The following is a 12,098-nucleotide window of genomic DNA, read 5'->3' on the forward strand; positions in this document are numbered from 1 at the left end:
TAGCGATTATAGCATGACAAAAAAAATCCCCTTCAAGGGGATTTTTTTATCATCAATAAGCTGAATACTAGTCCGTGGTGTTCGGTCTTTTATCTGCTGAGCGGTTGTGTTTTTCTTTTTGAACCTTTACTTTATAATCATGGTTTTCCTTTGCGGCATCTATAGAGTGTGTGCAGGTGAGATCCCTTTCTTCCAGAGCGAGCTTCGCCACGTGCGCATAAAACTTGGCGAGCTGATCCAATTCCTCTTCACTTAAGTCTTCCAGATTGACCATTCGGTTGCTGGTGCCTTCATGGGACGCTATCAGTTCATTGAGTTTCAGGTGGATTGCTTTGGAATCCTTATTTTGGGATTTTTGAATGAGAAATACCATTAGAAAAGTAACAATGGTCGTACCTGTATTGATGACCAGTTGCCAGGTTTCAGAATAATTGAATATGGGGCCGCTCACGGCCCAGATAATCACCGTCGAAGTTGCGATAATAAATGCGGCTGAACTACCGGTGGCATGCGTTGCCCAGTTTGAGAATCGTTCAAACAAGTTTTTCTTTTTTCTCATGACACAAATTTTTTTAAGGACGTTCAACTAAGTGGATTTGTTTTCTTGTTGATAAAATCGCAGATGACTTATATGATTTGTCTCAAAGGTTTAACCTGTGTATGCACGATGGAAGTACGTAGTGGTTGAGATAGGATATAAGCTATGGTACGCGCGATATCTTCGGCATAGAGCATTTCTAAATGATCAATTTTTTCTTGCTGCTCGTCCGGTGAAAAAGGTTGCATATCTGTTCCAACTGATCCAGGTTCAACAAGCGACACCTGGATACCCTTGGGATTGGCTTCTTTCCGTAACGATTCTGTAAATGCTTGAATACCTCCTTTCGAGCAGACATAGACAGAACTCTGCGCTTCGCGTACATCTGCACTCATTGATCCGACATTAAGGATATGTCCTGTTCCGCGGGGTTCCATCCGTAACAACGCGGCTTGGGTACAAGCCAAATAGGCCAGCACATTCGTGCGAAGGAGGTAATCCTGATCCGAATAACTTCCGTCCTTAACCGACTGAAAGGCTATAGCCGCATTATTGATGAGAATATCCAAACGATCATATTGTTCGTCAAATGTCCTGAAGAGCATGTGTATGCCTTCTTCGGTCGCCAGATCTACTACAATCCCTTCCATCTTACCTGTGCATTCCAATTGATTAAAATCACGGAGCGTATCGTCCAACTGGTTTTGATGATGGCCGCAAATTAAAATATCGTTACCCATCGCGGCTAAAAGTAGGGCGGTCGCCCGGCCAATCCCGGTGGTGCCACCAGTAATAATTATTTTCTTATTTTTTACCCAACTCGGTAAAATGGAGTTGACGTAATCCTTCACATTTATTTTCATAATGTATATCGTGTTAAAGGTGCAATGAAGCACTTCGTTATTTCATGAAGGAACAGCCTATTTTATACATTGGTTTTGGGGCGCAAAGGAAGACGTACTTCTTCTTTTTTTTACGTATTTAACCGCTAAAACGAAAGTGGAATAGCATGGTTCTTATCTTGGACGTGTTGTATTTGCAATAAAGCAAAGACTGATTCTTTGAATTTAATATAATGACTATGAAGCGTGACGGAACGAACAAGAGCTTTTGGCAGGATGTTGACATTGAAAATTTTTCGACTGACCCTGCCATTTTAGATTTCCATACCATTGTTGTGGGGGCGGGTATAACTGGTGTTACATTGGCCAAGGAACTTCAGAATAGAGGCATAAAATGCCTACTGTTGGACAAGGAGAATCCAGGGTTTGGCACAACCGGAGGAACCACCGCCCATATCAATAACTTTTATGACGCTTCTTACAATGAGATTATTGAAAATTTTGGAAAGGATCCCGCTCAGCTGCTTCTGAATGCGACGCTTGAGGTCTTAGATTATATAAAAGATAACATTTCCAAATATTCCATACAGTGTGCATATTCGACATGTGACTTTTTTCTCTTTAGCGCAGAATCTGGACAGAACGAGCAGCTCGAGCAAATTTACGCGGCCCATCAGCAATTGGGATTGCCTACCCATTATGTCGAAACCATACCTTTTGATATACCTTTCGAAAAAGCAATATGCATTGAGGGACAAGCACAATTTCATCCCATGAGATATATTGCGGGCATGATCGAAGCCTATTGTCGTGAGGGCGGCGAAATATTGACGGGTCGAGGAATTGAAGCCTATAGCAATGAAGATGGAAGGGTCAAATTGAAGCTGAGTGGAAAAGAGGTTTATACGGCAAAGAATATCATTTGGGCTACCCATGTGCCACCAGGCAAAAACAGATTCAATTTTTTACTGGCACCTTATCGAAGTTACGTCCTGACGTTAAAGCTTCATGGAGAACCTGAAGCATTGGGACAAGCTGCGGATCTGTATGATCCCTACCACTATTTTAGGTATCATCGATCTGATAAAGAACATTACCTTATCGTGGGTGGTTTTGATCATAAAACTGGCGACGACCAACAAACAGAGCAACATTTTGCCGACCTAAAACTTTGGGTTGATCAGCATTTCGACTATGATGAACTTACTGCAAGTTGGTCGTCGCAATATTATGATTCAGCCGATGGCTTACCCTTTATCGGCAGTATGCCAAATGAAAATAATGTGTATATAGCCACCGGTTATGGCGGTAATGGAATGACATTTGGATCAATGGCGTCACTTGTGATCCCTGACTTATTGGAAGGAAAGGAGAATCCGCTGGCTGAACTGCTGTCACCAAGCCGCATCAAACCTGTTGCGAGCGCACAGCAGGTATTATCGGAAGGTGTCAATGCTGCAAAACATTTTATCATGGACAAATTTTCGGCTGAAACGCTGAAGGAGGTCGAAAGCTTACAGCCAGCGGAAGGTAAAATTGTTCACTATAGGGACAGAAAACTGGCTATTTGTCGGGATATGGAAGGGGAGTTGCATGCTGTAAACTCAGTCTGTCCGCATATGGGGTGTACAGTAAGCTGGAACCCATCCGAAATGTCCTGGGACTGTCCTTGTCATGGTTCACGGTTCGGAATGAATGGAAAGCTTTTGAATGGTCCTGCTAGTGTAGATCTTGGTCGTGTCAATTTTGATTAGTGCAACTTTGTTTTGACGCTTTTCTAACATATCTGGGACTTATATTGGCTTGGCGTGATCCCTTTAATTGATTTGAAAATTTTATTGAAGTTGGAAAGGCTGTTGAAGCCACAGGCATAAGCAATGTGTGTGATTTGATGCTTGTTTTCGACAATCAATCTACAGGATTCACTGATGCGAACCTCATTGACAAATTGGACGAAGGTTTTCTGCGTACGGGATTTGAAATAACGGCAAAAGGAGTGTTTTGACATATTAGCGAGCTGCGCAACTTGATCCAATTGAATTTCTCCGGTATAGTTGTTAAATACGAATTTAAAGATGCTGTCAATTTTACTATTGTCAATAGGGCTATAGTTGTGGGTGTATCCAGCGCTGGAAATGTAATCAAATTCATCTGTCGATAACATCAATTCGATAATCTCTAGTAACAAAATAGTTTTTTCAAAGCCATAATCCAGCTGTACGATCTTTTTTAGCTTTACCTTCAATTGTTCCTTTGTTGCGCCACGGAATAGGAGACCGCGTTTGGAGACCGAAAAGAAGGTTTCGACTTTGTGTGTTTGAAAGAAATGCCCTAAAAGTTTAATCATTAATTTAGGTTCTATATACAAGGCTAAAGAACGGGAAGTTTTTGTCTCCGCAATAGTAGAGCCTGCGCAATTTATCGTGTTATTGTGCCAGACATGTGGCAGATCAGGTCCTACAAAAGTAAGTTCATCGGAAACAAAGTTACTCACATTGTCGCCAATAATCCGCTTTCCCTCACTTTCCACAATATAGGTCATCTGGCAGGCGCTATGAAAATGAAATTCGGTTGAGAAGAATGGGCGTTGCACATCTTTGGTCGCAAAAGTTGTGATAGCTGCACCTTCCAAAATTTTGGCGAAAACAGGTTTCATGTGTTTGGTTATTTTTAAATTAAGAACAGGCAATATAGCCTATTTTGCCTTAAAAATAAGTAAACATGTGTAAAATTGTTAATATAGTGGGAGAAATGAGCAATCTAGCAGTAGTCTCGGTCCTGCTAAGCGCGTAATTTAGTAGTACTATACAACTACGTATAATTATACAATAACGCAGAACTTATGTATCCTAAATTGTATCCTTACATCCTTGTGATCGTCTTGGTCGTACTCTGTACAACAGCCTTCCGGTCTACAGAGAGCAGTCGCTCCGTGACTCGCTATGCATCCATAACAGGATTGAAAGCCGAGAAAGTAGCGTATTATAAAAAGCTTCATGCCAAAGTTTGGCCCTCAGTACTTCGAAAGATCAAGGCATGTCATATCCGCAATTATTCTATTTTTTTGAAGGAGATAGATGGTCAATTTTTTCTTTTCAGCTATTTTGAATATGCAGGACAAAATATCAAGCTTGATATGCAAAAAATGGCTTCCGATCCAGAGACACAGCGCTGGTGGAAGGAAACCGATCCTTGTCAGCAACCCTTGTCCGATGCACAGGAGAAAGGGGAGATTTGGTCTGATATGGCGGAAGTATTCCATACGGACTAAAGAAAGAAAATTAATAAACGCAGTAATAACCAATAGAATGTAGCCATGAGAAAAAAAATATTATTTAGTTTGGCACTCGCTGTTTTAGGTATACATGTCGGTGCTCAAACAAAGGCTATTGTACCTGTTCCATCGGTACGGCCCAATGCATATCAGCGGGCGCAGATTGACCGAAAATATGGCATGTTCGTTCATTTTGGCATGAATACATTTCATGATCAGGAGTGGACAGACGGATCTAAACCCGCCAGCACATATGCTCCATCAGCAATTGAGGTTAAACAATGGGTTTCGACAGCAAAGGAAGCCGGGATGAAGTACATGATTTTGGTAACGAAACACCACGAGGGTTTTTGTTTATGGGATAGCAAGTATACGGATTATGATGTAGCGAACTCTTCGAACGCAACAAATGTTGTACTGGAGCTGGCTAAAGAATGCGCCAAACAGGGAATGCGCCTCGGCTTGTATTATTCTTTATGGGACCGAAAGCAGAACCCCAATGTTAAAGACAGGTCTGCAGATGCAGCCTATAATCAATATATGTTGAACCAGCTCAATGAGCTGGTAGATATGACCAAAAAGTATACGGATATCGTTGAGCTTTGGCTGGATGGAGGCTGGGAAAAAGAGAATTATCGATGGCCCACGCAGGAGATCTATAATTTAATCAAGAAAAAGGTTCCTGGATGTCAAATTGGTATAAACTGGAGCATCGGATCGCCTGAGAATACGGACAAACACATTGTTTTGCCGAAAGACCAGCAGAATTATTACCCAATACGTTATTTTCCAAGTGACTTTAGGCTAGGCGACCCTTATCTTCCGGTCGATCCTGACCCTAAGGTTTTTATGGCACAGGGGAACACTTACTATATGCCTTTTGAGACAACAGTGGTACTTGGAGAACGCTGGTTCTATAACACGACAGACAAGAAGTATAAGTCTTTGGAAGAGCTTGCGGGGATTTATCAGACCGCAACTGCGCAAGACAATATCCTGATCTTAAACGTTGGTCCCAATCGAATGGGGCGCATAAAGGATTCGGATGTTGACATTTTACGCAAATTAAAAGAGAAATTAAAGTTATAATTCAAAATAGATTAACCTAAATACTAAAAATAAGCACGTTACGATTTTATGATAAAGACGTTTGATATTCAGGATCGAAGATTTCCTTTGGCTACAGGTGCAGGCAGTGATGCGATACACAAAGATCCGATCTATTCTTATGCAGTGACCCGATTGGCCGATGATAAGGGGCGCGTTGGGACAGGTCTGGCTTTTACACTGGGTGCAGGGAACGAGCTGGTCTGTCGTGCCGCAGCTTTTTATGCCGAACGACTGAAAGGGATTCCAATTGAGGATCTTATGGCAGATTTTGGTCAATTGTTTAATAGGTTGAGCAATGAACAGCAGTATCGTTGGTTGGGTCCACATAAAGGGGTTGTTCATTTGGCCTTAGCTTCGGTAACAAATGCCTGTTTTGATCTTTGGGCTAAAACGAGAGGAGTTCCACTTTGGAAATTGTTAACCGAGCTCAGCGCCGAAGAGATTGTCAATACGCTGGATCTTTCCTATTTGGAAGATGAGTTGACAAAGGCGGAGGCCATCAGCTTACTGGAGTCAAATATGGCTACAGGTCATAAAAGAATGGGGATTATTGAAAAGGGCTATGTGGGCTATGATACGTCAGTAGGCTGGTTTAACTATTCTGATGAAAAGATACGGGTGAATTGTAAGCGTGCTTTAGAAAACGGCTTCTCCGCAATGAAACTCAAAGTGGGCAGTGAAGATCCCTTGCGGGATATTCGTCGTGCGCATATCGTGCGTGAGGTTGCTGGTGATGAAGCTAAAGTAATGCTCGATGCGAATCAGCAATGGACGCTGCCGCAGGCGCTATCCATCTGTCAAGAGCTTAAAGAGATGAACCCGTTTTGGGTAGAGGAGCCGACACACCCGGACGACATTGTTGGTCATAAACGCTTGGCCGAACATATTGCGCCGATAAAAGTTGCCATGGGTGAGCATGTGCCGAACCGCATTTTGTTTAAAAATTATCTTCAAATGGGTGCGACGGGATTTGTACAGGTCGATGCTGTTCGCGTTGGCGGCGTAAGCGAGTTTCTATCCGTGAGTCTACTTTGTCGAAAATATAATATCCCTGTTGTACCACATGTTGGGGATATGGGGCAGCTCCATCAGCACCTGGTTTTATTTAACCACATAAGCTTGGGGCATGAAGCTTTGTTTTTGGAGCATATCCCGCATCTAAAGTCTCATTTTGTACATCCAGTATCTATTGAGAATGGAGTTTACCGTACCCCAATGGATGTGGGAAGCAGTTGTGATTTGTTATAAGTTGACATGATGTTAGGAAATTTAGATTTAGGTATCGCCATCTTTTATATTGTGTTGATTTTAGTTGTCGGCGTATTGGCAGGATCAGGGCGATTTAAGAAAGTGAAGGAAACAAGTGCCGAGGGATATTTTTTGGCTGGAAAGACACTCCGGTGGCCGGCTATAGGTTTGGCGCTTTTTGCAACCAATATTTCAACGGTGCATCTGGTCAGTTTGGCACAGAGCGGATTTGATACAGGCCTGCTAAACGGCAACTTTGAATGGATGGCGGCCTTTACTTTAATCTTGCTTGCACTTTTTTTTGTGCCATTTTACCTCAAGTCGGGTGTTGCCACCTTGCCCGACTTTCTGGAACGACGCTATGATCGTGCCAGCAGAGATTGGCTTACGTTTATCTCTATACTATCGGCAATTGTTATTCATATCGCTTTTTCGATGTTGGCTGGAGGGATTGTGCTGCGCACACTTTTTGGGTTTAATATGTATTTGAGTATTACAGTAATCTGTGTGATAACTGGAATATATACGATTTTGGGCGGATTGCGTGCTGTTGTGGTGACGGAATCTATCCAGACAATTGTGTTGCTTGCGGGGGCTTTCATTATCAGTTTTGCCGCTTTTGACAAGATGGGCGGTTGGACGCCGATGAAAGCAGTACTTGTGCAGGATAATGCCCTTGATCGTCTTTCTATGCTTCGTGGGAGCAACGATGGAAGTGGAATGCCTTGGTATGCCGTTTTGTTTGGCTATCCGATTTTGGGTATTTGGTATTGGTGTGCCGATCAGACCATCGTTCAGCGTGTTTTAGGGGCGAAAGATGAAAACCATGGACGTGTGGGCGCTCTTTTCTGTGGTTTTCTAAAAATCTTGCCTGTTTTTATTTTTGTGCTTCCAGGCCTATTTGCGTATACCTTGTTTAAAACAGGTCAATTGGATTTAAGCAGTCTCGGCGTGGACCATCAAGGGCAGGTCAATTCAAAAGGCATCTATACACTTATGATTACACAACTTTTGCCTTCCGGATTGATCGGTGTTTTGGTCGCAGCGCTCCTGTCGGGTTTAATGAGCCAGATATCGGGTGCGCTAAATTCGATATCGACCATGGTGAGTTACGATATCTTTAGACAGCGGAAACCTGCCGCTTCCGATGGTCAGTTGATTCGTATCGGGAAAATTGCTGCAGTTATTGCCATGGGATTTTCCTTGGCTCTTTTACCACTATTGGATCGCTATGAGAGTATTTTCTACGGCATAAATGATGTGATAGCACACATTGCGCCACCAATAACCTGCGTATTTCTTTTAGGTGTGTTTTGGAAAGGGGCATCGGCAATAGCTGCAAAACTTACCTTGTGGATAGGTTCTGTTTTGGGGGTTGCCGTATTTTTACTGAACAAGCTGCTGCCTGACTCGTGGATAGGTCAGACTCCATTTATGATGATGGCTTTTTATCTGTTTTTGATCTGTATGGTACTTCAGGTATTATTATCGTATAAGTATCCCGTGCAGCACACTGCACAAAGTCGGGATTTGTACTGGAAGAATCCCATGGACCCACTTCGGGGTAAAGCCTGGTCGGGTATCGGGAGTTACCGCATTTTGTCGACATTGCTACTCGCTATTGTCGTGATTTTATATGTAATTTTCAACTGATTTTTTAATTTGTTCCAATGCTTTGGAACTTGATGCTAAATACAAGAATAATAGAACGTGAAAATCTTAGAAGATAAAATCATATTGGTTACCGGAGGAAGTGCTGGTATCGGTTTGGAATGTGTAAAAGCCTATGTCAAAGCGGGGGCAAAGGTTGCCTTTATTGGTCTCGATCAAACATCCGTGGATGAAACAGCTGAACTGATCGGGGCACCACATATGGGCATCTGTGCGGATGTCACGCAGGCCAGGGAAGTTGAATCAGCTATCCAAAAGACCGTTGCTGTTTTTGGGCGGCTTGATGCAATCCATAACAATGCTGGCTTGGCAAGTCCATCAAAACCTTTGCATGAAACGACGGACGATGAATGGATAAGGTTACTGGATACCAACATGAAAAGTGTTCTTTTGACTACACGGTATGGCTACCCCCATTTAAAGGAATCTGCCGGTTGTATTCTAAATACGAGTAGCTTAGTAGGGGAAATAGGCCAGGAGAACCATGCGGCATATGCTGCCACAAAAGGGGCTATCAATGCGTTGACAAAATCGATGGCCATAGACTATGCGTCTGTCGGCATACGTGTCAATTCGGTTATGCCTGCAGCTGTTATGACACCCATGCTCAACAAATGGACACTGGAGCAACCACAGCCGAAACAGGTTTTTGATTTTTTGAAGGATATTCATTTGCTTGGATACTGTCCTGACGGTGATGTCATTGCTGATGCCTGTGTGTTTCTGCTGTCAAACCAAGCGCGCTTTATTACAGGGGTAAATCTACCTGTAAGTGGAGGTGCCGAGTTGGGCTACCGCAGAAATGTGTGACAGATTTTTTTATATTAACTATAATTAGCTTGCATTTGAAAAGCAATTTATCTAAGTTTGGCGCGCAGTTGTAGACTGCTTATAAATAATACATCAATCATGAGCCAGAAATTTATATATAATACCCGTTATCCTTCTGTTGAAGATCTAAAGATTAAAGCGAAGAAAAGGATTCCCAAATTTGCATTTGATTATTTGACCGGAGGAGCCAATGAAGAATTGAACCTTGCCAGAAATGAAAACGATTTTGATAATATTCTGTTGAAGCCTCAATATCTGCTTGCGAGTGAAGAAATAGACCTTTCGGTCGAACTATTCGGTCGCCGTTATAGTGCGCCTTTTGGGGTTTCGCCTATTGGACTTCAGGGATTGATGTGGCCGAATGCGCCAGAGATTCTTGCGAAAGCGGCTGCAAAAAATGATGTTCCTTATATTTTGAGTACTGTATCAACAAGTAGTATTGAACGTATTGCCGAGGTATCTGATGGGAAAGCGTGGTTCCAGCTCTATCATCCGACAGAAAACAGGTTGCGCGATGATATTATTCAACGTCTACAGGCTGTTGAATGTCCCGTATTGGTAGTTTTGGTCGATGTTCCTGCTTTTGGACTTCGTTATCGTGAAATAAAAAGCGGATTGTCTATGCCGCCTAAAATGAGTATCGCCAATATCTTGCAAACTTTTGCCTGCCCAACTTGGGGGATAGAAACATTAAGACATGGAATTCCTTCTTTTGCAACATTGAAGCCTTATATGGAAAAAGGTCTTGATTTAGCGCAGCTGGGACAGTTTATGAATAGAACATTTACCGGTAAGGTAGATGTTGAGAAAATTAAAGCTATTCGCGATCTTTGGAAAGGGCCATTGGTGCTTAAAGGGATTGCCACCGACGAAGATATGCAGGCTTCTATCGCATTGGGCGTGGATGGAGTCATTGTCTCAAATCATGGTGGACGACAGCTCGACGCAAGTGAATCTTCGATCAATTCATTGATCCATTTGGCGAGCAACCCAGAATATAAAAATAAGATAAAAATCATGTTAGATGGTGGTATTCGATCGGGAGTTGACCTAGCCCGCGCCCATGCGGTTGGATCGGATTTCAATTTTATGGGAAGACCATTTATGTATGGCGTTGGCGCATTGGGCAATGAAGGTGGGGAACATACAATCAATATGTTCAAGACACATTTGTATCAGGTTATGAAGCAATTGAGTCTTTCAAAGATTGAAGATTTGCCAAAACGTCTACAGGCTGTCCTGTAACCGTTGTAGCAGGTCGAGTTTTCGATCCAGCGTTGAGGTGGGAATCAGGCCTACCATAGAAAGAAGAGAATGTCTCTTATGTTTGTATGAAGCAAATGTAGGAGACATTTTTTGTTTTATAGTTTGACATAAAAGCTAGTTGGCTTTGATGTAATATGATTAAGTTTTCGATATAGCAAACGGAGATCAATCGGTGGCCAAATTCGCGATTTTAACAGTGCTTGTTCAGTGCTCGTTCAGTGCTTGTTCAGTGCTTGCTCAGTGGAGACTGAATAAACAATGACTAATTACTGTCCAAATATTGAATAAAAATTGTTTTTTCACCTAATTTGGTATGAGTATGTTTCCTTGATAATGTTTATCTTTAATATCTATAACATTATCAGGCAATTATGGCAATCGTTAAAAATGGTGTTAATGGAACTGTTTCCGGGAAAGCAGGTTCTGTTGTATTTGTGTCGACTAAAACAGGAAATTATGTACGATCTCTCCCTCGTGTTAAAAAACGGGAGCCCAGTCCTGAGCAACTGCTCAGTAGAAAACGCTTCAAAATGGTGAGGTCACATATTAGCCAGTTAAAACCGATCATCAATATGGGGTATAAAGCGTACAGCTATCCTAAACGGGCATACGATGTCGCGATGTCTTATAATTTGAAAGAAGCGCTTATCCAGGAAGAAAATGGTTTTTTGATTGACTGGCAGAAATTTATGATTGCCAAAGGAAGCCCCAATCCCATCACTTCCTATACAATGGATTTTGACAAAGAAAACCAAGTACTTCAGGTTACCTGGGAATATGACGCCTATCTGGAGGAAAAGTTCAATACCAGAACTTACGATTCCTTCTTGGTCCTGTATAATGTAGCGGATAACGGGAACGGATATTCACTTGTCATGAACGACTTCAAAGGTAGCCTACTATCTGGCAAACAACATATTGAAATGCCAAAACATAGAAAGGAAGTGACCTATCAGGTGTATATCTTTTTTATCGAGAGTTACGGTGGAGGTAATACAGACAGTCTGCATTTGGGTTCAATAACGATTTGAGTATACATAGTGCTGACACGATCGTGTATTATAATATAGCATAAAAAAGGGCTATCCACATTCGGCTAGCCCCTTTTTATCCACATTGGAAATAGTTTACCAGTCGATATTTCTATTGTCTGTTGAACCTACTTCCCATTGTTCGCTCACTTTACCGCTGTTGGCGTCTTCTGGTCTGGCGTATGCCGAACCGGCGGCGATACCTTGTTCAAGTTCGATCGTCGTCATGTTTATTCGAGGGGCGATGTATGCTAATTTCTTTTCCATAATACCTTTTTTATCCTTGC

General features: G+C 42.2%; 12 protein-coding genes. 8 read left to right on the plus strand and 4 right to left on the minus strand.

Annotation, left to right across the window (positions count from 1 at the left end; all coding sequences use genetic code 11):
- Positions 1-67 precede the first annotated feature (67 nt).
- Complete coding sequence (locus B3600_RS01345) at positions 68-559, minus strand: low affinity iron permease family protein (protein ID WP_286751829.1); 492 nt, start codon at positions 557-559, stop codon at positions 68-70.
- A gap of 68 nt (positions 560-627) precedes the next feature.
- Positions 628-1,401 (minus strand): SDR family oxidoreductase, encoded by a 774-nt coding sequence (locus B3600_RS01350; protein ID WP_286751830.1) that lies wholly within the window; start codon positions 1,399-1,401, stop codon positions 628-630.
- 212 nt (positions 1,402-1,613) lie between these two features.
- Here B3600_RS01350 and B3600_RS01355 point away from each other — a divergent pair, with 212 nt between their 5' ends.
- Positions 1,614-3,134 carry an FAD-dependent oxidoreductase gene (locus tag B3600_RS01355; protein ID WP_286751831.1) on the plus strand — a complete coding sequence of 507 codons (1,521 nt, stop codon included), beginning with the start codon at positions 1,614-1,616 and terminating at the stop codon, positions 3,132-3,134.
- 23 nt (positions 3,135-3,157) lie between these two features.
- On the opposite strand, the gene B3600_RS01360 is transcribed toward B3600_RS01355, so the two are convergent.
- Entirely contained in the window at positions 3,158-4,036 is an 879-nt protein-coding gene (locus B3600_RS01360) for an AraC family transcriptional regulator (RefSeq protein ID WP_286751832.1), read from the minus strand.
- Between the two features lie 186 nt (positions 4,037-4,222).
- Here B3600_RS01360 and B3600_RS01365 point away from each other — a divergent pair, with 186 nt between their 5' ends.
- From B3600_RS01365 to B3600_RS01395, 7 genes are all read left to right on the plus strand, one after another.
- Positions 4,223-4,651: an L-rhamnose mutarotase gene (locus B3600_RS01365; protein ID WP_286751833.1), complete on the plus strand. Its 429-nt coding sequence runs from the start codon at positions 4,223-4,225 to the stop codon at positions 4,649-4,651.
- Between the two features lie 45 nt (positions 4,652-4,696).
- On the plus strand, positions 4,697-5,743 hold the full coding sequence (locus B3600_RS01370) for an alpha-L-fucosidase (protein ID WP_286751834.1): 1,047 nt from the start codon (positions 4,697-4,699) through the stop codon (positions 5,741-5,743).
- A gap of 48 nt (positions 5,744-5,791) precedes the next feature.
- Positions 5,792-7,012 carry an enolase C-terminal domain-like protein gene (locus B3600_RS01375; protein WP_286751835.1) on the plus strand — a complete coding sequence of 407 codons (1,221 nt, stop codon included), beginning with the start codon at positions 5,792-5,794 and terminating at the stop codon, positions 7,010-7,012.
- A gap of 6 nt (positions 7,013-7,018) precedes the next feature.
- Positions 7,019-8,665 (plus strand): sodium:solute symporter, encoded by a 1,647-nt coding sequence (locus B3600_RS01380; RefSeq protein WP_286751836.1) that lies wholly within the window; start codon positions 7,019-7,021, stop codon positions 8,663-8,665.
- A gap of 57 nt (positions 8,666-8,722) precedes the next feature.
- Positions 8,723-9,493: an SDR family NAD(P)-dependent oxidoreductase gene (locus B3600_RS01385; protein WP_286751837.1), complete on the plus strand. Its 771-nt coding sequence runs from the start codon at positions 8,723-8,725 to the stop codon at positions 9,491-9,493.
- A 99-nt stretch (positions 9,494-9,592) separates the two neighbouring features.
- Positions 9,593-10,759 carry an alpha-hydroxy acid oxidase gene (locus B3600_RS01390; protein ID WP_286751838.1) on the plus strand — a complete coding sequence of 389 codons (1,167 nt, stop codon included), beginning with the start codon at positions 9,593-9,595 and terminating at the stop codon, positions 10,757-10,759.
- A 392-nt stretch (positions 10,760-11,151) separates the two neighbouring features.
- Positions 11,152-11,811, plus strand: coding sequence for a DUF6266 family protein (locus B3600_RS01395; protein WP_070564348.1), 660 nt, complete (start codon positions 11,152-11,154; stop codon positions 11,809-11,811).
- Between the two features lie 96 nt (positions 11,812-11,907).
- Here B3600_RS01395 and B3600_RS01400 read toward each other — a convergent pair whose 3' ends face one another.
- Positions 11,908-12,039: a hypothetical protein gene (locus B3600_RS01400; protein ID WP_256603458.1), complete on the minus strand. Its 132-nt coding sequence runs from the start codon at positions 12,037-12,039 to the stop codon at positions 11,908-11,910.
- Positions 12,040-12,098 lie beyond the last annotated feature (59 nt).

This window comes from Sphingobacterium sp. UBA2480, from assembly GCF_002341965.1.
GTDB classification, from domain to species: Bacteria; Bacteroidota; Bacteroidia; order Sphingobacteriales; family Sphingobacteriaceae; genus Sphingobacterium; species Sphingobacterium multivorum.